The 19,555-nt window shown below is 71.6% G+C and carries 16 protein-coding genes and 1 pseudogene; 9 read left to right on the top strand and 8 right to left on the bottom strand.

The window, feature by feature from the left end; translation table 11 throughout:
* Window positions 1-39: 39 nt before the first annotated feature.
* Window positions 40-663, top strand: coding sequence for a TetR/AcrR family transcriptional regulator (locus tag ACWDEN_RS25455; protein ID WP_351602661.1), 624 nt, complete (start codon window positions 40-42; stop codon window positions 661-663).
* A 53-nt stretch (window positions 664-716) separates the two neighbouring features.
* On the opposite strand, the pseudogene ACWDEN_RS25450 reads toward ACWDEN_RS25455, so the two are convergent.
* A pseudogene (locus ACWDEN_RS25450) lies at window positions 717-854 on the bottom strand (sugar ABC transporter ATP-binding protein); the annotation flags it as partial.
* A gap of 153 nt (window positions 855-1,007) precedes the next feature.
* Between ACWDEN_RS25450 and ACWDEN_RS25445 the strand changes: the two are divergent.
* The 4 genes from ACWDEN_RS25445 (at window position 1,008) to ACWDEN_RS25430 (ending at window position 8,177) form a co-directional block, all read left to right on the top strand.
* Window positions 1,008-2,144 carry an ROK family transcriptional regulator gene (locus ACWDEN_RS25445; protein WP_351602659.1) on the top strand — a complete coding sequence of 379 codons (1,137 nt, stop codon included), beginning with the start codon at window positions 1,008-1,010 and terminating at the stop codon, window positions 2,142-2,144.
* A gap of 326 nt (window positions 2,145-2,470) precedes the next feature.
* Complete coding sequence (locus ACWDEN_RS25440; RefSeq protein WP_351602657.1) at window positions 2,471-4,342, top strand: alpha-galactosidase D; 1,872 nt, start codon at window positions 2,471-2,473, stop codon at window positions 4,340-4,342.
* A gap of 89 nt (window positions 4,343-4,431) precedes the next feature.
* Entirely contained in the window at window positions 4,432-6,858 is a 2,427-nt protein-coding gene (locus ACWDEN_RS25435; protein ID WP_450860214.1) for a glycosyl hydrolase family 95 catalytic domain-containing protein, read from the top strand.
* 56 nt (window positions 6,859-6,914) lie between these two features.
* The gene (locus ACWDEN_RS25430) at window positions 6,915-8,177 is read left to right on the top strand and encodes an SGNH/GDSL hydrolase family protein (RefSeq protein ID WP_450860213.1); all 1,263 of its coding nucleotides are present in this window, start codon (window positions 6,915-6,917) and stop codon (window positions 8,175-8,177) included.
* A gap of 177 nt (window positions 8,178-8,354) precedes the next feature.
* On the opposite strand, the gene ACWDEN_RS25425 is transcribed toward ACWDEN_RS25430, so the two are convergent.
* The 5 genes from ACWDEN_RS25425 to ACWDEN_RS25405 form a co-directional block, all read right to left on the bottom strand.
* Window positions 8,355-9,638 (bottom strand): methyltransferase domain-containing protein, encoded by a 1,284-nt coding sequence (locus tag ACWDEN_RS25425; RefSeq protein ID WP_450860212.1) that lies wholly within the window; start codon window positions 9,636-9,638, stop codon window positions 8,355-8,357.
* 111 nt (window positions 9,639-9,749) lie between these two features.
* Entirely contained in the window at window positions 9,750-10,730 is a 981-nt protein-coding gene (locus tag ACWDEN_RS25420; protein ID WP_450860211.1) for an XdhC family protein, read from the bottom strand.
* Between the two features lie 82 nt (window positions 10,731-10,812).
* The gene (gene denD / locus ACWDEN_RS25415) at window positions 10,813-11,856 is read right to left on the bottom strand and encodes a D-erythronate dehydrogenase (RefSeq protein ID WP_450860210.1); all 1,044 of its coding nucleotides are present in this window, start codon (window positions 11,854-11,856) and stop codon (window positions 10,813-10,815) included.
* Between the two features lie 235 nt (window positions 11,857-12,091).
* Entirely contained in the window at window positions 12,092-13,258 is a 1,167-nt protein-coding gene (locus ACWDEN_RS25410; RefSeq protein WP_450860209.1) for an FAD-dependent oxidoreductase, read from the bottom strand.
* 1 nt (window position 13,259) lies between these two features.
* Window positions 13,260-13,730: a hypothetical protein gene (locus tag ACWDEN_RS25405; RefSeq protein WP_351602643.1), complete on the bottom strand. Its 471-nt coding sequence runs from the start codon at window positions 13,728-13,730 to the stop codon at window positions 13,260-13,262.
* A gap of 73 nt (window positions 13,731-13,803) precedes the next feature.
* Between ACWDEN_RS25405 and ACWDEN_RS25400 the strand changes: the two genes are divergently transcribed.
* On the top strand, window positions 13,804-14,397 hold the full coding sequence (locus tag ACWDEN_RS25400; RefSeq protein WP_351602641.1) for a PadR family transcriptional regulator: 594 nt from the start codon (window positions 13,804-13,806) through the stop codon (window positions 14,395-14,397).
* A gap of 101 nt (window positions 14,398-14,498) precedes the next feature.
* Here ACWDEN_RS25400 and ACWDEN_RS25395 read toward each other — a convergent pair whose 3' ends face one another.
* On the bottom strand, window positions 14,499-14,771 hold the full coding sequence (locus tag ACWDEN_RS25395) for a hypothetical protein (protein ID WP_351602639.1): 273 nt from the start codon (window positions 14,769-14,771) through the stop codon (window positions 14,499-14,501).
* Between the two features lie 143 nt (window positions 14,772-14,914).
* Complete coding sequence (locus tag ACWDEN_RS25390) at window positions 14,915-15,232, bottom strand: hypothetical protein (RefSeq protein ID WP_450860208.1); 318 nt, start codon at window positions 15,230-15,232, stop codon at window positions 14,915-14,917.
* A 166-nt stretch (window positions 15,233-15,398) separates the two neighbouring features.
* On the opposite strand from ACWDEN_RS25390, the gene ACWDEN_RS25385 reads away from it, so the two are divergent.
* The 3 genes from ACWDEN_RS25385 to amaB are packed head-to-tail and all read left to right on the top strand — an operon-like array spanning window position 15,399 to window position 19,551.
* Window positions 15,399-16,571 carry an NAD(P)/FAD-dependent oxidoreductase gene (locus ACWDEN_RS25385; RefSeq protein ID WP_450860207.1) on the top strand — a complete coding sequence of 391 codons (1,173 nt, stop codon included), beginning with the start codon at window positions 15,399-15,401 and terminating at the stop codon, window positions 16,569-16,571.
* A gap of 22 nt (window positions 16,572-16,593) precedes the next feature.
* The gene (gene hglS, locus ACWDEN_RS25380; protein WP_450860206.1) at window positions 16,594-17,991 is read left to right on the top strand and encodes a 2-oxoadipate dioxygenase/decarboxylase; all 1,398 of its coding nucleotides are present in this window, start codon (window positions 16,594-16,596) and stop codon (window positions 17,989-17,991) included.
* Window positions 17,992-18,021: 30 nt separating this feature from the next.
* On the top strand, window positions 18,022-19,551 hold the full coding sequence (gene amaB / locus ACWDEN_RS25375) for an L-piperidine-6-carboxylate dehydrogenase (RefSeq protein WP_450860205.1): 1,530 nt from the start codon (window positions 18,022-18,024) through the stop codon (window positions 19,549-19,551).
* Window positions 19,552-19,555: the final 4 nt, after the last annotated feature.

Below are 19,555 nucleotides of genomic sequence, written 5' to 3'. Positions count from 1 at the left end.
TGACTAAGAAAAACGGCAAGGGGGCATACGATGATCGGTGTGACCGAGCCCCGATCCCGCACGCGTACCCGGCTGAGCGCCGCCGAGCGCCGTGCCTCGATCCTCACCGCGGCCACCGAGGTCTTCTCCGAGGCCGGCTACCAGCGCGGCAAGGTATCCGACATCGCCCGGCGGGTGGGCGTCACCGAGCCCGTCGTCTTCCAGAACTTCGGCTCCAAGTCCGCGCTGTACCGGGCGGTCCTCGACCACGCCACCGACGCGGTCTCCGCCCTTCTGCACCGGGCGGCCGATGCGGGCCGGCCGGTCCCCGAGGTGCTGGCGGCATTCCTGGACCCCGCCCGCATGGACCACTTCCACCGGCCCGGCTCCCACGGCTTCCTCTTCGCCGACGCCACCGCCCTGGCCCATGACCCGGACCTCGGCGAGGCCCTCCGCCAGGTCCATCAGCATCTCGCCGACACGCTCGCCGACCTGCTCCGCCGCGGCCAGGCCGCCGGAGACGTCCGCGACGACATCCAGCCGCACACGGCCGCCTGGTGGCTCGTCTCGCTCCTCGCCGGGCGCTCCTTCCGCGCGGCCGTCGTCCCGGACCGCGACACCGTCGAGGCAGAACTGACCCGGATGGCATTGCGGTCGCTGCTGCCGGAGCGGCCTGCCGGGTGACGTGTGGGGACCGGCCCTGGGCCGGTCCCCACACGCCGGCTCGCGCGGCGTTGCTACACGGTGAGGTCCTCCTCCTCGGGGAGTTCGTCGGTGTCGACGCCGCGCACCTGGGCCAGTTCGTGTGTGAGGGCGGCGAGTTCGGCGCCGCCGGCCATGTGGTTGGTCAGTTCCTCCCGGCCGACCTCGGCGCGGAGGCGGACCGCCCGCCATCCACATCTTTCATCATGCGCCAACTCGCACAATCTGCCTGCGTTTTCCAGGTTTACCGTGACCAACAGGCGCCTATGGAAAGACATCTGCTTTATTCATTGACAGCGAAAAAGAACCTCTCTAGGTTTCCGGCCATGACGCCGGCCACCTCCCTGGTCTTCACCACGCTGCTCTCCCACGGTCCGCTCACCCGGGCCGAGGTGGGGCGGCGCACCCAGCTCTCTCCGGCCGCCGTCACCAAGGCGGTCCGTCCGCTGATGGAACTCGGCTACCTGGTCGAGGGCGTGGACGAAGAGGCGCGTCCCGCGGTGGGACGCCCGGCCAGCCTGGTGTGGGTGGACGGGGGGAGGGCGCTGTTCATCGGGATCAAGGTGACAGGCGACGAGATCATCGCCGTACTGGCCGACCTGTGTTGCCGTGTCCGGTTGTCCCGGCACGTACGGCTCACGGGCCGCGAGCCGGGGGCGGTGCTCCCCGTCATCACCGCGCTGGTACAGGAGTTGCTCACGGAGGCCGACGGTTTCGGTGTGCAGGTACGGGGCCTGGGCATCGCAATCTCGGGGGATGTGGACCGCGCGGACGGTGTGGTCCGCTACTCGCCCTTCCTGGAGTGGCGGGACGTACCGCTGGCCGCGATCGCCGGGACCGCGACCGGGCTGCCGGTCACGGTCGACAACGACGTACGGGCGCTCACGGTCGCCGAGCACTGGTTCGGGGCCGGAGTCGGTCTCTCGGACTTCGCCCTGGTGACCGTGGGCGCCGGCATCGGATGTGGCCTGGTGGTGCATGGGCAGGTGGTGTCGGGCGCGCACGGCGTGGCCGGCGAGATCGGGCATCTCTCACTCGACCCGCTCGGCCCGCTGTGCCACTGCGGCAACCGGGGATGTGTGGAGGCGATCGCGGCGGATCCGGCGATACTCCGCGCGGTGTGCGCGGCCACCGACAAGCAGGTGAGCGACGCGGCCGAGGCGCTGGCACTGGCCCACAGCGGAGAGCCCGGTGTCAGAGAGGTCTACGCACGAGCCGGCGAAGCCGTCGGCAAGGCCATCGGCTTCCTGGTGAACATCCTCGGTCCCGAGCGGGTGGTCATCTCCGGCGAGGGCCTGGCCGCCTACGACCTGGTCGCCGAGGGCATCCGGGACGCGTTCGCCGCGTCCGCCTTCGGCACCGCTGCGCAGTGCGACGTGGTGACACGTCCCCTGCCGTTCGAGGAGTGGGCGCGCGGAGCCGCGGCCACCGCCATCCAGTCCTTCATGGGATCGGGCATGTGAGAAGGAGGAGCGATGACGCTGCAGAGCCGCAGCCCCCACAGTCCGGCCACCTCATCGCGGCAGGGCTTTTCATGACCGCGATCCCCATGTTCCTGATGTGCCCGACGGTGCAGCGCCGGTTCATCAGCGGGCTCCCCATCGGCTCGGGCGAGGGCTGAGCCCCGCCGCACGCGGCGTGTCCTGCCCGGCCGGCCGCCCTCTCCGGCCCGCCTTCGGGCCTCGTACGACGCCCCTCCCCCACCCTGAACCACGCCCGCCCCCCACCGGGTGCCACCGCGCGTTCCCGCTCCCTCAGCCCCACCCCACCTCACCTCAGGAGGCGACCCATGCGGTCATCCCCGTACAGAGTCCTGCGCGGAGCCCTCCCCGGCCTTCCGCGCCGCACCGTCAGAGCGGCGCTGGTCCTGGCCGTCACCGCCGGACTCGCCACAGTGGCCCCGGCCGTCGCCACCCAGGCCGTCGCTTCCGGCTCCCCGAGTACAGCCGTCACCTCGGCCGCTACCACGGACGGCGCCGCCTCCGGTATCGCGGCCAAGCCGTACATGGGCTGGTCCAGTTGGAGTATGCAGTCCTCCCAGTACCCGGGCCTCAACCCGGACGGCAACTACAGCTACCTCACCGAGGCGAACGTCCTGAAGCAGACCGACGCCCTCGCCGCCACGCTCAAGAAGTACGGCTACGACCATGTCAACATCGACGCCGGCTGGTGGATGGACAAGAACTGGACGTCCGAGTTCGACCAGTACGGCCGGCAGACACCCGACCCGGTCCGGTTCCCCGACGGTATGAAGTCGGTCGCCGACCACATCCACGCCAAGGGTCTCAAGGCCGGCATCTATCTGCCCGTCGGCCTGGAGAAGGGGGCGTACGGCGACGGCAAGGTTCCGGTCCACAACGCCCCCGGCTGCACCACGGCGGACATCGTCTACCCGGATCTGCGCACCACCAACGGCTGGGACAGCGCCTACAAGCTGGACTTCGACAACCCGTGCGCGCAGAAGTACGTCGACTCGCAGGCGCAGATGCTCGCGGACTGGGGCTACGACTTCCTCAAACTGGACGGGGTGGGCCCCGGCTCGTTCAAGTCCGGTGACAACTACAACAACGTCGCGGACGTGGCCGCCTGGCACCAGGCCATCGCCGGCACCGGGCGCCCGATCCATCTGGAGCTGTCCTGGTCGCTCGACATCGGCCACGCCGCCGACTGGAAGAAGTACTCCAACGGCTGGCGCATCGACACCGATGTGGAGTGCTACTGCAACACCCTGGTCACCTGGGAGAACTCGGTCAACGACCGGTGGAACGACGCCCCCGCGTGGAGCCACAGGGCGGGCCCGGGCGGCTGGAACGACCTCGACGCGATCGACGTCGGCAACGGCGCGATGGACGGTCTCACCAACGCCGAGCGACAGAGCTACATGACCCTGTGGGCCATCAACAAGTCGCCCTTGTTCACCGGTGACGACCTCACCAAGCTGGACAGCTACGGCCTCTCCCTGCTGACCAACCAGGAAGTCATCGGCGTCGACCAGAACGACTCGCCCGTCGCACGCCCCGTCACGCCGCTGGGCGATCAGCAGGTCTGGGGAACCAGGAACGCCGACGGCACGTACACCGTGGCCCTGTTCGATCTCGGCGGTTCACCGGCCTCCGTCACCGCCGACTGGGCGTCCTTCGGCTTCACCGGCGCGGCCTCCGTGCGCGACCTGTGGAACCACCGGAACCTCGGCACGTACAAGAACAGGATCACCGCGACGCTGCCCGCGCACGGCTCACGGTTGTTCACCGTCAAGCCCGGCGGCACGCCGCCGGCGACCACCCGCTACGAGGCCGAGTCCGCCGACAACACCCTCACCGGCAACGCCTCCACAGCCGCGTGCGGCTCCTGTTCCGGCGGCAAGAAGGTCGGCAACCTCTATCTCGACAGCAAGCTGCAGTTCAACGACATCACGGTGAAGAAGGACGGCATCTACACCGTCAACGTCGCCTACGTCAGCGGTGATCCCCGCTCGGTCACCGTCTACTCCAACAGCGGCAACGGCACCAGCCTGAAGTTCCCCTCGACGGGCGACTGGGACACCGTCGACACGGTCAGCGTCCAGCTGGCGCTGAAGGCGGGCTCCAACACCATCACGTTCGACAGCGGCTGGGACTACTCCCCTGACATCGACAGGATCGACGTACCCAAGTCAGCCTGACCATTCGCGCGGGGCCGGGTGTGACACGCCCCCGGTCCCGCACCGCACCGCCCCGCACCGCGCCGTTCCCCTCACATGGAGTGCACCACGTGGACACCGAGCACACCGAGCACACCGAATCGCGCGACAACCACCCGAGCCGCAGGGGCTTTCTCGCTCTCGCCGCCGCCGGCGGCGCGGCCGCCGCCCTCGGCGGTCTGCCCGCCTTCACCGCATCGGCGGCCCCCGTCCGCCCCACCTCCTCGCCGCTGCTGTCCGCGGCCGCCGCCGCCAGGAACCAGCTGTGGTGGCAGGCTCCCGGCTCCGCCAACTCGATGATCCGGCAGGGCCTGCCGGTGGGCAACGGGCGCCTCGGAGCGCTCGCGGGCAACGACCCCGCCGCCGAACTGCTGACGATCAGCGACGCCACCCTGTGGACCGGCGGCCGCAACGACACCCTGCAGAGCGACGGCCAATTCCCCTACGGCCGGGACGACTTCGGCTCCCTGACCCTGCTGGCCGAGCTCACCGTCACCATCGACGGGCACGACCTGGGATCGGTCGACAACTACCGCCGCTCCCTCGACCTGGCCCAGGGCCTCGTCAGCGCCTCCTACGACCTGTCCGGCGTCACCTACCAGCGGCAGATCTTCGCCAGCCGCCCGGACGACGTCATCGTCCTGCACTTCTCCCAGCAGGGCGGCGGCACCTACACCGGTACCGTGACCCTCGCCGGGACCCACGGGGAGACCACCACGGCCGACAGCGCCGGGCGCTGCGCGTCGTTCGGCGCCTGCTTGCCCAACGGGCTGAAGTACGGCGCCGCCGTCACGGCCCGCAGCAGCAGCGGCACGGTCGCCGTCGACGGTACGTCGATCTCCTTCAGGGGCTGCACGGACCTCACGGTGGTGGTCAGCGGCGGCAGCGACTACGCGCCCGACGCGGCCGCCGGGTTCCGCGACCCGTCCATGGACCCGGAGCGCCTGGCGCGGACCAAGGTCGCCGCCGCGGCCGGGCACTCCGCGACCACCCTGCTGCACACCCATGTCGCCGACTTCCGCCCGGTGTTCGAGCAGTTGGACATCGACCTCGGCACGTCGTCCGCCGCACAGCGCAGGCTGGACACCTGGCAACGGGTGCAGGCCCGCTACCGGGACGACGTCCCCGACCCCGAACTCGAGGCCGCCTACCTCCAGTTCGGCCGATACCTGATGATCTCCGGATCGCGGGGCGCGCTGCCGATGGGCCTGCAGGGCCCCTGGTTGGACGGCAACGACCCGGACTGGATGGGCGACTACCACACCGACATCAACGTCCAGATGAACTACTGGATGGCCGACCGTGCCGGCCTGTCCGGCTGCTTCGACGCCTTCGCGGACTACTGCCTCGCGCAGCTGCCCTCCTGGACGGACATCACACAACGGCTGTTCAACAGCCCGGCCAACAGATACCGCAACTCCAGCGGGAAGCTGGCCGGTTGGACCGTGGCCATCTCCACCAACCCCTACGGCGGTGGCGGCTGGTGGTGGCATCCGGCCGGCAACGCCTGGCTGTGCCAGAGCCTGTTCGAGCACTACGAGTACACCCAGGACCGCGCCTACCTGCAGAAGATCTACCCCCTCGTCAAGGGCGCCGTGGAGTTCTGGGAGGCCCGCCTCGTCACCACGACCGTCACCGACGCCTCCGGAGCCTCGCGCGAGGTCCTCATCGCCGACAGCGACTGGTCGCCGGAGCAGGGGCCGCTGGACGCGAAGGGCATCACCTACGCCCAGGAACTGGTGTGGAACCTCTTCGGCGACTACCACACCGCGACCCAGGTGCTCGGCAAGGACACCTCCTACAGCGCGACCATCGACGGTCTGCGCCGGCGCCTGTACCTGCCCGTGGTCAGCCCCAGGACCGGGTGGCTGGAGGAGTGGATGTCGCCCGACAACCTCGGCGAGACCACACACCGGCATCTCTCGCCGCTCATCGGCCTCTTCCCCGGCGACCGGATCCGCCCGGACGACTCCACCCCGAAGGACATCCTCGCCGGCGCCACGGCCCTGCTGACCGCCCGCGGCATGAACAGCTACGGCTGGTCCAACGCCTGGCGCAGCCTGTGCTGGGCCCGGCTGAAGAACGCGGAGAAGGCCTACCAGCTCGTCGTCAACAATCTCAAGCCCTCGGTGAACGGCGGCAACGGCACCGCGCCGAACCTCTTCGACATCATGGACATGGGGCAGGGCCGCGGCATCTTCCAGATCGACGCCAACTTCGGCACACCCTCCGCGATCATCGAGATGCTCGTCTACTCACGCCCGGGCCACGTCGAGTTGCTGCCCGCGCTGCCTTCTGCCTGGGCGGCGTCCGGCTCGGTGTCCGGCGTCGGAGTCCGCGGCGGCTTCGTGGCCGGCCTGAAGTGGAAGAACGGCAAGGTCACACAGGTGACGCTGAAGAGCGTCGGCGGCCGGGACACGACCGTCGTCTCGGGCGGTACCTCACGGAAGATCAGCCTCAAGCCCGGAGAGTCCGTCACTCTGGGCACTTTCGGCTGAGGACGCGGACCACGAGAAGAGTGGAGAGATCGAGGATGTCCCCGGAAGAGAGAACCATGGCGACGGCTCGCCGACCGCGTCGCAGAACCCTGCTGTCCGTGTGCGGCGCGCTGACCGGATGTGCCCTGGCGGTCGTTCCGCTGAGCACCGCGCAGGTGGCGAGCGCCGCCACTTCGTCACAGCAGAGCAAGGGAACCCGGGTCAGCGCCTGGTCGCCCAGCATGACGACCGGCGGGCCGTCCTTCACCGACCGGACCATCCGGATGGTGGTGCACAGCAGCGTCTCGGGCTCGGGCGCCCGCATCACCCTGTCCAACCGGTACAGCCCCACCCCGCTCGACGTCAGCGCCGTGGACGTGGCCGTCCAGGCGAGCGGTGGCGAGGCCACGCGCGGCACCACGCGCAACGTCACCTTCGGCGGATCCCGCCACGTCACGATCCCGGCCGGTGCAGAGGTGGTCAGCAACGTCGTCCCGATCCCGGTCGGCGCCGGGGAGAACCTGCTCGTCAGCCTCTACGTCCCCGGTACGACGGGGGTGTCGACCTGGCACTCCGACGCGTTCGACACCACCTACATCGCCTCCGGCAACCACACCGGTGACGACAGCGCCGCCGCCTTCGGCACCACCACGACCTCCTGGTACTACCTGGCGGGGCTGGACGTCGTGTCACCGACCGCGCGGGGCACCGTCGTCGCCTTCGGTGACTCCATCACGGACGGCTACCACTCCTCGACCGGCACCTACAGCCGGTGGCCCGACTTCCTCGGGCGCCGGCTCGCCGCCGGACCGGGTCCGCAGAGGCTGAGCGTCGTCGACGCCGGGATCGGCGGCAACCGGGTCCTCACCGACGTCCCCAACCTCTGGCAGGGCGTCAGCGCCCTCAAACGGTTCGGGCATGACGCGCTCGGCCAGAGGGGGGTCAGGGACGTGATCCTCTTCGAAGGCATCAACGACATCGGCAACAACGCCGGCCCCGACGGCAGGCCGCTGACCGCCCAGGACCTCATCAACGGCTACCGCACCCTGATCGATCAGGCGCATGCCGCGCACGTCCGCGTCATCGGTGCGACCCTGATGCCCGACAAGGGCAACGGGTACTACACGCCTGCCGCCGAGGCGATCCGCCAGAGCGTCAACCGGTGGATCCGCACCGGCGGCGCCTTCGACGGCGTCATCGACTTCGACCGGGCCATGCGGGACCCCGCGAACCCGGCCGCCCTCGACCCGGCCTACGACTCGGGCGACCACCTCCACCCCGGCGACGCGGGCATGAAGGCCATGGCCGACGCGGTGGACCTGCGGCTGCTGCGCACCTGACACCGGCCGCCGGACGCACGGCCCGAGGCGGTCACCGACGCCGTGACACCCCGAGACCGACGAGCCAACGCCGTCCACGAGGCCGTCGTACAGCTTCGGCGGACATCCCGGCCCGGCCCGGTCGTACAGCTCCGCCTCCTCGTCGAAGGCGCGGCTCAGGCGCACCTCCGGGGACGCTCATCCGTCGGCGCGGACCGCGCGCGCGAGGGAGTGGCGGGGTGCGTCCTCGTAGCAGGAGAGGTCCCAGCCCGTGGCGTCCAGGGCGGGCCGGAGGTTCTCCTCGGCGAGTGGGTCCTCGGGGTCGAGTGGACGTCCGTGGCGGGCGGCGCGTTCGGCACGGCCGGAGGGGTGGTAGAGCAGCAGTACGCCGCCGGGGGCGGTCACCCTGGCCCACTCACGCAGTGCCGCCACGGGGTCGGGAACGTGGTTGATCAGGCCCGCGCTGAAGACGCCGTCCACCGCGCCGGCCGGCAGCGGCAGCCGGCAGGCGTCGGCCAGCAGCAAGGAGCCGTCCGCCGTACGGCCTTCGCGCGCCGCGGCGGTGAGCATCGCGGGTGTCAGGTCGATCCCGACGACGACGCCCCCGTCACCGACCTGGGCGCGCAGAGCGGGGAGTACCCGGCCGGTGCCGCAGCCCAGGTCCAGGACGCGCTGGCCGGGGCGCAGCCCCATGCGCCCGGCGGCGGCCGCGTACCGGGGGCCGTCGACGGCGAACCGCTCCTCCCAGGTGGCCGCCCGCCGGGTGAAGAACGCGCGGGTCGCCGTCTGTTCGGCCCGTCCCGCGACGAAGTCGGCGAAGCACTTCACCACGGTGTCGCGGTGCCGGGCCGGCGCTGCCGGCGGTTCCGTCGACCGGGTCTCCACGAAGTCCGGTACCGAGGCCGCGAGTTCCGGGCAGGGCACGACGGCCCCCTCCGCCGTTGCCTCGTCCGCGTCCAAGGGGAACTGGATCCCCCATGCCGAGCCGCCGATCCGGAACGCCTGCGCGGGCTGGTGGCCGCAGGACGCCAGCACTGTCGCGGTCTGCGGAAGGTCCAGGGTGCCGCTGTGCCAGTGCAGTGCCCGCAGCCGGTCGGGCACGCTCGCGAACAGCGGGTCGGTGAGCGCGGCCGCCGTCATCCGTACGTCGCCCCAGCCGAGCCGCGCGCCGGTGCCGCCGGGCCGGGCGAGACCACCCGCCGCGACCGCCAGCAGTCGGGCGCCCAGGCACAGGCCGAGCACCGGCACCTCGGCCTCCAACGCGGCCCTCAACAGGGCCAGTTCCGCGCTCTGTCCGAGGAGGTCCTCGCGGACGCCCACCGGTGCGCCCAGCACGATCAGGGCCACCATGCCGTCCACCGTCTCCGGTACCCGGTCACCCGCCCAGGTCCGGCAGACCTGGACCCGCACTCCGGCCTTCCCCAGCGCGGCGCCGACGGCGTACGGCCCTTCCTGCGGTGCCTGCTCCACGATCTGGATCACCGGCCCACCACCTCCCGCACGACCGTACCCGGACGGCAGCGACCGACAAACGCAGATACGAGAACCGATTGCCGCAACAGCTCGCATCTGCGACCGATTCCGCCTGACAGGTCACGCAGATGCGTCGCGCAGCACCCGGACCTCACGGGCGTCGAGAGCGGCGAGCACCTCGGCGCAGATGGCCAGTGCCGTCTCGGCCGGGGTGCGCGCGCCCAGGTCGAGGCCGATGGGGCCGTGGATGCGACCGAGGAGTTCCTCGTCGAGGCCGGCCTTGGCGAGATCCGCGGCACGGCGGTCCTGGGTGTGGCGTGAGCCGAGCGCACCGACGTAGGGGACGCCGGTGGTCAGCGCGGCGGACAGGACGGGGACGTCGACGTCCGGTTCGTGGCTGAGGACGATCAGGCAGGCGGCGGCCGGGCGCTGGGCGAGCAGCCGGACGGCGTCCTCGGCGGCGGACTCCATCGTGGCGTGCCAGTCCAGCAGGCGGGCCTGCCGGGCGAGCAGCTCGGCCAGTTCGCCTCCTCCGACGATGACCAGGTGGGGTACGGCCGGGAACGTCTCGATGAGGATCAGGCCGTCGTCCGTGGGGCGGATGTCCCGGCCGGTCCGGCGGCGGCTGAGCAGTTCCCGAGCACGTTCGACGGCCTCCGCGGGCCCGCCGTCGGCCTCCGGCCCGGGTGCCGTCACGGTGCCGGCCGCCCGGGTCCGCGCCTCGTCCAGCCGCGTGATCAGCGCGGCGTCGGTTCCGTCCGCCAGCAGGTCCCACCAGCGGGCGGGAACGGTGTGCAGGGACTGCAGCAGCACTTCGGCGTGGCCACCGCAGGTCAGGCCCGCCCGCTTCACCTCGTCGTCATGGACGGACACCTCGCGCACGCCCGCGGTGTGGTCCGCGGGCAGGGCTGCGGCCTCCGCCGCCAGGTACGCGTCGAACGCCCCGCCGTACAGTGTGCCGTGGCAGTGACCGTCCTCGTCGATCAGCAGGGCGTCAGCGGGGCGCCGGGGCCCGAAGCCCCGCTCGGTGAGGGGGCGGACGAGGAAGCCCGTACGCCCCTGAGCCGCCCACTGCCGTGCTGTCTCGGCCAGTTCACGCATGATCGCGGCCCTCCTCGTGGTCGGGGTCGGCACCGGGAGCCGTCCGGCCTGCGTCGGCGCCGTGCCCGGAATTCTCGCATGATCACGAATCTCGCCGCCGCACCCGCCACGGAGGCGGGTCGACGCGTACCGCGTCGGCGTGCTCGGCCACGTAGTCCTGTACGACCGACAGGAAGTCCGGGTCGGGCTGGAGACCGAGTGCGGCGGCGCGTTGGTTGTCGAAGACGGCCGGCCATGAGGCCACGATGGCTTCGACGGCCGGATCGGGCCTGATGCTCACGAGGTCGGCGACGGCGTCGCCGGCCACCTGCCGCAGGGTGGCGAGCATGCCGCCGACCGAGACGGTGAGCGCGGGAAGGTTGACCGGCACCGTGCCTTCGAGCCGTCCCGGTCCGGTGCCGCGCTCGGCTTCGGCGATGCGGAGCAGTCCGTGGACCGTGCGGCGTGGTGAGGACAGGGCCACCCGTAGGCCGGGGTTCACCGGGCAGGTCGCCGGGAGTCCCGCGAGCGGTTCACGGACGATGCCGGACAGGAAGCCGGATGCGGCGGCGTTCGGTTTCCCTGGCCGTACCGAGACGGTCATCAGACGGGCGATGCGCCCGTCGAGGAAGCCGTGGCGGGTGTGGTCGGCGATCAGGTGCTCGCAGATGAGCTTCTGCGTGCCGTAGCTCGACTGCGGCAGGGTCAGGGTCGATTCGTCGACCACCGGGGGCAGCGGCAGCCCGGGGCCGCCGCCGTAGACGGCGAGGCTGCTGGAGAACACCACCCGCGGCTTCGGGCCGCCGGTGGCCGACTGTGCCCGGGCGGCATCGAGCAGGGCGCGGGTCGTGTCCACGTTGGCGCGCATGCCGAGGTCGACGTCGGCCTCGCACTCGGCCGACACCGCGGCGGCGAGGTGGAACAGCACGTCGACCGGCTGCGCGAACAGGTCGTCCAGGCGGTCGATCAGGTCGCCGTGCACGATGTCCACGAGGGGGTCGGTCGCCGGTGGGGAGTCGGGCTGTACGGTGCGGTCGGCGAGCACCAGACGCTCGATCGGTGCGCCGCCGAGCGTCCCCGTCCGGAGCAGCGCGGCGGCGAGCCGACGGCCCAGGAAGCCGAACCCACCGGTGATGACGACCCTCACGTGACGACTCCTCGGTAGTGGCCCGGCCGACCGAGCCCTCATGGTGATCTGCCGGGCGTTTGTGAAGGGCGTCCGGTACGGCGCCTCTGTACTGTCTGCCCGTCCGCGTCCAGCGGCAAAGGCATCCGGTCGACCACACGGCTGGCTCCCGGCGGGTGGGCCGGGAGCCTTCAGCGGGCGCGGTCCGGCGGGACAGTCGTCACCACGGACGCCGTGGCGCAGCGGATCCGGTTCCTCAAGCGGCGATCGGGGCCTCCCAGTGGATCCGGTGGTCGTACTGCCAGGCCATCTTCTCGGGAGTGGCGAGGCGGGCGAACAGCGGCAGCAGGGCGTCACGGAGCACCCGCCCGACCGGCCCGGCGGCCTTCCCGCTGTTGGTGCGGGCGGCCTGGGCGATCACTCGCTCGACCCGGGCACGGCGGGCGTGCTCGTACGCGGCGAAGGCCTGAGGGTGCGGCAGGTCCCGCAGGGCGCGGGCGAGTTCCACGGCGCTCTCCGCGGCGAGCGAGGCACCCTGGCCGGAGCTGGGCGAGGTGGCGTGGGCGGAGTCGCCCACCAGCACCATCCGGCCGCGATACCAGTGTGGGACGTGCGGGAGATCCTCCATGGGTCCGGCGCTGACCAGGTCTTCGGGCGGGGTGCGCCGCAGCAGGTCGAGAGCCGGTACGGAATCCCCGGCGAAGGCCTCGCCCAGCCGGTGCAGCCACTCCTCGTCGGAGGTCTGGCGCACCTGGTTCGACGTCAGGTGGGGATGGGGCAGGTTGGCGAACCATACGCCGGTGCCGTCGTCGAAGGACTGGTAGCCGAAGAAGGCTCGGCGGCCGAAGGCCATGTACATCCGGTCCCCGGTGGGCGGCAGTCCCGCGCAGTCGACCCGTGCGCCGAAGCCCAGCAGTCCTGAGTAGCGCGGCCGGGGCGCCTGGGGGTCGATCAGCCGGCGCACGGTGGAGCGCAGGCCGTCGGCGCCGATCAGGACGTCGGCCTCGGCACTGGTGGTGCCGTCGGCGAAGACGGCCCGGATGCCGGTGCCGCTCTCGCGCACGTCCACCAACTCGTGGCCGTGCTGGACGTGGACGCCCTGGCTCAGGGCCAGTTCGTAGAGCCGCCGGTACAGATCGGCACGCCAGCTGAACTGCATGGGCTGGCGGATCTCGGTGATGGTCCGGCCCTTGTGGTTCTGCAGCACGATGGCGTTCATCGGGGCGCCGATGCGCTCGAGTCCGACGAGCTCGAGGGCGGCCCGGCCGTTGGGGGCGATGCTCAGGGCTCCGCCGATGCCGTCGGCGGTCGTCGCGTGGGACTCGTGCACGGTGGCCTCGATCCCGGCCCGGCGCAGCGCGAGGGCTGCGACCGGGCCGGCGATGCCGCCGCCCACCACGATCGCGGTGCGGGTGCGGGTCATGTCAGCGGGTCCTCTCTCGATTCGGGTCGTCCACGGACGGCAGGCCGCCCTCGCGGTGGGCGCGGCGCAGGTCGTCCAGATAGGCCCGCGAGCACATGGCGGTGAGCTGCGCGATGCCGCCGCGCCGGATCCGGATCTCGCCGTCGGTGACCTCTCCGGTCAGCCGCAGCAGTGCCGGGCCGGCGCCCGGCTGCGCGTCCTTCACCCGGCCACGGCGGGCGAAGGCGAGGTCCCAGCAGTCCACGGCGGTGTCTTCGGGCAGCAGCAGGCCGACCGCGCCCGAGACGAGCTCCAGCCTCAGGGTGACCGGCTCGTCCCAGCCGATCTGCGGCGAGCGGAGGTCCAGAACGACGAGGGCGCGGCGGGCGCGCACGTCGAACTCGGTGGCCTCGGTCCAGTGACCCAGACGCTTCACGGTGGCGTGGTCCGCATGGATGCGCTCGGCGGACTCGAGCGGAGTCGCTGTCTTCATGGTTCGATAGTTGCAATGAAACTAGTCTCGCGTCAACTAGTTCATCTGAGATTGGCTCCGGTAGGCTCTCGGCATGCGCAGCTCCCCTCTCGGCCTCACCGTTCTCTCGCTGCTGCACCTGCAGCCGCTGCACCCGTACGGCATCCAGCGGCTGATCAAGCAGTGGGGGAAGGACCAGGTCGTCAACGTCAGTCAGCGCGCGAGCCTGTACCGGACCATCGACCGGCTCCTCGAGGCGGGACTGATCGCCGTACGCGAGACCAGCCGGGATCAGCAGTACCCGGAACGCACGGTCTACGAGGTGACCGACGCGGGCCGTGCGGCAACGCGTGAGTGGCTGCGGGACATGCTGGTCGCGCCGCGGGCGGAGTACCCGGAGTTCCCCGCCGCGCTCTCCTTCACGATGATGCTGCTGCCGCAGGAGGCGGAGGCCGATCTGTCCGCTCGGGCCGCACAAGTACGCGCGCGGCTCGCCGAGTTGGAGGCCGCCGCCGAGGGAGCGCGGCAACTGGCGCTGCCGCGTGTCACCATGCTCGAGGACGAGTACCGCCGCGCCGTACTGACCGCGGAGCTCGACTGGCTCGACGCGGTCACGTCCGACCTCCGCTCCGGCGCGCTCACCTGGGACTTCGAAACCCTCTCGGCACTGGCCCGGGCCACGTCCTGAGGCCGGCGGCGACGCGACGCGCACGTGCTCGCCGACGCACACGCACCGGGTGCGGGACGTTCATCCGGCCGAGCGGCGCCGCCGTGGCCGGCCGACTGCCGTCACGGGACATCCCCGTCCCAGTCGAAGTGGCGCGGGTCGCCGGGGCGCGGGGTGTACATCGCCCGGCCACCGGCACCGAAGCGGCCCAGTTCGGTGGGGAGGGCGGCGCCGGAACCGCTCTCGTCTCCTGTCCAGTCGGTTATGTCGAGCAGGAGCCCGTCCAACGGCCCGCCGACCAGTTCGGCGTACCGGCGTCCCGGCCGCGGGCCCGGTCGGTCGTGGTCCTGGCCGTAGACCCGGCCGCGCAGCAGTTGCTCATCGTCCCTGTCCATGCCGCCAGCCTCGCAGCCACCACTGACAGTGCCATGGGCGTGTGCGTTCGCGCCGACGTCCGCGGGATGCGCCGCCCGGGCTCAGCGGGACCCGAGCGTGTTGCGCCTCAGCTGCTCCCACCAGGCCGGGAGTGGTGGCCCGCCTAGGCTCGCAGGACATCCACCAGGGCGACCACCGTCGGCCGGTGCTCGGCGAAGGAGAGGGAGACCTTGTGCAGGCCGGGCATGGCCCCGGTGGGAGCCGCGAGCGAGAACCGTTCCTGGACAACTCCCTGACCCGCGGGGGCGGATCCCGCGGAATGGGCACGTCCGGAAGTGCCGGGGCGCGACCGGCGTACCTGGCGCAGGGCCGGCGGCAGGATCTCGGCGGCGGCCGTGGCGAAGAGGCCGACGCGCAGGGCGAGGGTCGCCCCGGCCTCGGTGAGTTCCACGCGGCGTCCCACCCCACTCGTCCAGTCCATTCAGGAATGCCAAAAGTTCGGAAGCACCAACCGTTGATGGACGTCAACGGTCGGCTTGCTGCACGATGACGCACGGACGGCTGATCGGCACGACTCTGTCACTGACAGCCCCGCCGCCCCGGAATCGGATCCGGCCGACGGGGTGTCTCCGGAAGGGAGTGGCCCGTTGTCCTCCTCGGTCTTCCGCACCGTTCCGGCCTCCGCCGATGTCGTGATCATCGGTGGCGGCGTGATGGGGGTGAGCACCGCGTTCCACCTCGCCGAAGCCGGGGTGACCGACATCGTCGTCGTGGAGCGCGGAGAACTCGGCTGCGGCAGTTCCGGCAAGCCGATCGGCGGCGTACGTGCCCAGTTCTCCGATCCGCTCAACATCGAACTGGGCAGCCGCAGCCTGCGCGCCTACCGGGAGTTCCCCCAGCGCCCCGGCGCCGCCATCCGGCTGGACACGGTCGGCTATCTCTTCCTGCTCGACAGCCGACAGCAGGCGAGCGACTTCGAGGCCGGCGTCGAGCTGCAGAACGGTCTGGGTGTGCCGAGCCGCGTGATCAGCCCCGGCGAGGCCGGGCGCCTGTGTCCCTACCTCAGCACCGAGGGACTCGTGGCCGCCGCGTACTCCCCCGCCGACGGGCACGCTCGCCCCGGACTGGTCGTCCAGGGGTACGCGCGGGCCGCGGCCGGGGCCGGAGTCACCCTTGCCACGCACACCGAGGTCTCCGGCATCGACACCGCCGGGAACCGCGTCGTCGGCGTACACACCTGCCGAGGCCGCATCGCGTGCTCCACCGTCATCTGCACGGCAGGGGCCTGGTCGGCGCGGATCGGCGACATGGCCGGCGTCGACCTCCCGGTACGGCCGGTGAAGCGGCAGCTGGCGTTCACCGTGCCGCTCACGCCGCCCGCTCCGCGTATCCCGTTCACCATCGACTTCTCCTCGACCGCCTACTTCCACAACAGCGACGACGGCCTGCTGTTCGGGCTGGCCGATCCCGGCCAGGAGGACGGCTTCGACACCACCTGGACCCCGGACTGGCTGGAGCTGTTTCGCACCGCCGCCCGCCGCCGCGCCCCGGCCCTGGCCGGCATGGAGACCGTCGGGGGCTGGGCGGGCCTGTACGAGGTCACACCCGACCACAACGCGCCGATCGGCCGCTCCGGTGAGCTGACCGGCTTCCTGTACGCCACGGGGTTCTCCGGCCACGGCTTCCTGCAGGCGCCCGCGGTCGGCGAGGTCATGCGCGACCTGTACCTGGAGCGCGAGCCGTTCACCGACATCTCCCCGCTCAGCGCCGACCGGTTCCGCCATGGCGCCGACGTCCGCCCCGAAGCTCACGTGGTGTGAACCCCGATCGAGAGGCCGAACCATGTCGACGATCAGTCAGTGGCAGCTGCGGGCCGCGTTCGCGGAGCGGCTGTCGCACATGTACGGGCAGGAGGTGCCCGCCTACACCACGCTCGTGGACGTCTCCCGCGAGGTCAACGAGGACGTCCTGCGCGCGCGGGGCGCCGACGCCCAACGGCTCGGATCCATCGGCCGGGTGACCGCCGAGCGGCACGGAGCCATCCGCGTCGGCACGCCGCGGGAACTGCAGCAGGTGGCCCGCGTCTTCGCCGCCCTCGGCATGCACCCGGTCGGGTTCTACGACCTGAGGGAGGCCGCGGCCAGCGCCGTACCCGTCGTCTCCACCGCGTTCCGGCCGGTCGACGCAGAGGAGCTGGCACGCAACCCCTTCCGGGTGTTCACCTCGATGCTCACCCCGGCCGACCCCCGCTTCTTCGACACCGATCTGCGCACACGCCTCGAAGCGTTCCTCGCGGGCCGCGAGCTCTTTCCGCCGGAGCTGCTCGCCCTGGCCGACCGCGCCGCAGCCGAGCAGGAGCTGCCCGGGGAGCAGGCCGAACGCTTCCTCCAACTGGCCGTGCAGGCCTTCGAGTTGTCTCCCGAACCGGTCGACAAGGCCTGGTACGGGACCCTGGAGCGAATCTCCGCCGTCGCCGCGGACATCGGCGGCGTGCGCAGCACCCACATCAACCACCTCACCCCGCGCGTCCTGGACATCGACGAGTTGTACCGGCGTATGACCGAGCGCGGCATCGAGATGATCGACACCATCCAGGGCCCGCCGGCCTGGAAGGGCCCCGATGTGCTGCTGCGGCAGACCTCCTTCCGGGCCCTGGCCGAGCCCCGCGCCATGCGCACCCCGGACGGCGGCGTCGTCAGCGGCTCCCTGCGGGTCCGCTTCGGCGAGGTCGAGGCCCGCGGCATCGCCCTCACGCGCGAGGGCCGCGCCCTGTACGACGAACTCCTCGGCCTCGTCGACGAACAGGCGGCCCAGAAACCCTCGGAGGCCCGCAGCGACATCGCGCGCGCCGTATGGGAACGGCACATGCCCGGCAGCGAACAGGAACTCGCCGCCGAGGGGCTGGCCTACTTCACGTACCGGCTCGACCCCGATCGGCCCCGCGACGGAAGCCGGCCGCCGGCGGACCTCGAAGGCCTGCTGCGGGAGGGGTGGGTGCACGCCCAGCCCCTCGTCTACGAGGACTTTCTGCCCCGCTCGGCGGCCGGCATCTTCCAGTCCAACCTCAGCGGCGAGGGCACCCGCGACAACGACCGGCAGGGCACGGCCTACGACGCCGCCTGGCTCTCCGGCGCCATCGGCCGCGACGTCCTGGACCCGTTCGACCTCTACGAGCGGCAGCAGAACCGCTCCCTCGCCCGCGTCGCCCGCGAACTCGGCCTCACCGAAACCCTCCGCTGACACCAACCCCTCACACCGTCAAGGACCACCATGACCAGCACCGTCCTGCCCGCCACGGACGACCTGCGTGCCCGCGCCCGTGCCGCCCTTCGGAACATCGGCGTCGACGTGGCCGAGGGCACCGGCCTCCACGCGCGCACGCCCATCACCGGCGAGCACCTCTTCGGCCTGCGGGCCGCCACCGACGCCGACGCCGAAGAGGCCGTCGCCGCCGCCCGTACGGCCTTCCTCGCCTGGCGCACCACGCCCGCCCCGCGCCGTGGTGAACTCGTGCGCCGTCTGGGTAAGTTGCTGCGCGAGCACAAGAGCGACCTGGCGGACCTCGTCACCCTCGAGGCGGGCAAGATCCGCTCCGAGGCGCTCGGCGAGATCCAGGAAATGATCGACATCTGCGACTTCGCGGTCGGCCTGTCCCGTCAGCTGTACGGCCGTACGATCGCCTCCGAGCGCCCCGGCCACCGGCTGGCCGAGACCTGGCATCCGCTCGGGGTGGTCAGTGTCATCTCCGCCTTCAACTTCCCCGCCGCCGTGTGGTCCTGGAACACCGCGATCGCCCTCGTCTGCGGGGACACCGTGGTCTGGAAGCCCTCGGAGCTCACGCCGCTGATCTCCCTGGCCTGCGGCCATCTGCTCACCCGAGCGGCCGGCGACGTAGGGGCACCCCGTGACGTGCACCGTCTGCTCCTCGGGGACCGCACGGTCGGCGAGAGGCTCGTCGACGATCCGCGCGTCGCCCTCGTCAGTGCCACCGGCTCCACCCGCATGGGCCGCGAGGTCGGCCCCCGCGTCGCCGCCCGCTTCGGCCGGAGCCTGCTGGAACTCGGCGGCAACAACGCCGCGATCGTCGCTCCTTCCGCCGACCTCGACCTGGCCGTCCCGGCCATCGTCTTCGCCGCGGCCGGCACCGCGGGCCAGCGCTGTACGACGCTGCGCCGCCTCATCGTGCACCGCGACATCGCCGACACCCTCGTCGAGCGGCTGACGGCCGCCTACACGAGGCTGCCCGTCGGCGACCCCTTCGACGACAGCACGCTCGTCGGCCCGCTCATCTCCACCGCGGCGCTCGACGCCATGCGGGCCGCCCTGACCCGCGTCCAGGCCCAGGGCGGAAAGATCCTGGCCGGCGGAAACCGGCGCCTCGCCGACGCGGCACCCGCGGCGGCGTACACCGAGCCGGTCCTCGTCCTCGCCGACGAACAGAGCGACGTCGTACGGGAGGAGACCTTCGCACCGATCCTGTACGTCCTCACCTACGACACCCTCGACGAGGCGATCACCCTGCACAACGACGTGCCCCAGGGCCTGTCGTCCAGCATCTTCACCCGCGACCAGCAGGAGGCCGAGCTGTTCCTGTCCGCCGCCGGCTCCGACTGCGGCATCGCCAACGTCAACATCGGTACCTCCGGGGCCGAGATCGGCGGTGCCTTCGGCGGCGAGAAGGACACCGGCGGCGGCCGGGAGTCCGGCTCCGACGCCTGGAAGTCCTACATGCGCTCGGCCACCAACACCGTCAACTACTCCAGCGAACTGAACCTCGCCCAGGGCGTCAGCTTCCTCTGACCGG

It is taken from the genome of Streptomyces sp. NPDC001153 (assembly GCF_053598315.1).
The sequence above is the reverse complement of the archived record's forward strand: the minus strand, read 5'-3'. Positions and strand labels throughout refer to the sequence as shown.

What these genes read in the sequence shown, in the direction of transcription:
- ACWDEN_RS25405 (WP_351602643.1), bottom strand. Translation starts at nt 13,730, where the DNA reads ATGAAGACAGCGACTCCGCTCGAGTCCGCCGAGCGCATCCATGCGGAC.
- ACWDEN_RS25395 (WP_351602639.1), bottom strand. Translation starts at nt 14,771, where the DNA reads ATGGACAGGGACGATGAGCAACTGCTGCGCGGCCGGGTCTACGGCCAG.
- ACWDEN_RS25440 (WP_351602657.1), top strand. Translation starts at nt 2,471, where the DNA reads ATGCGGTCATCCCCGTACAGAGTCCTGCGCGGAGCCCTCCCCGGCCTT.
- ACWDEN_RS25445 (WP_351602659.1), top strand. Translation starts at nt 1,008, where the DNA reads ATGACGCCGGCCACCTCCCTGGTCTTCACCACGCTGCTCTCCCACGGT.
- ACWDEN_RS25400 (WP_351602641.1), top strand. Translation starts at nt 13,804, where the DNA reads ATGCGCAGCTCCCCTCTCGGCCTCACCGTTCTCTCGCTGCTGCACCTG.
- ACWDEN_RS25430 (WP_450860213.1), top strand. Translation starts at nt 6,915, where the DNA reads ATGGCGACGGCTCGCCGACCGCGTCGCAGAACCCTGCTGTCCGTGTGC.
- hglS (WP_450860206.1), top strand. Translation starts at nt 16,594, where the DNA reads ATGTCGACGATCAGTCAGTGGCAGCTGCGGGCCGCGTTCGCGGAGCGG.
- ACWDEN_RS25390 (WP_450860208.1), bottom strand. Translation starts at nt 15,232, where the DNA reads ATGGACTGGACGAGTGGGGTGGGACGCCGCGTGGAACTCACCGAGGCC.
- amaB (WP_450860205.1), top strand. Translation starts at nt 18,022, where the DNA reads ATGACCAGCACCGTCCTGCCCGCCACGGACGACCTGCGTGCCCGCGCC.
- ACWDEN_RS25420 (WP_450860211.1), bottom strand. Translation starts at nt 10,730, where the DNA reads ATGCGTGAACTGGCCGAGACAGCACGGCAGTGGGCGGCTCAGGGGCGT.
- ACWDEN_RS25410 (WP_450860209.1), bottom strand. Translation starts at nt 13,258, where the DNA reads ATGACCCGCACCCGCACCGCGATCGTGGTGGGCGGCGGCATCGCCGGC.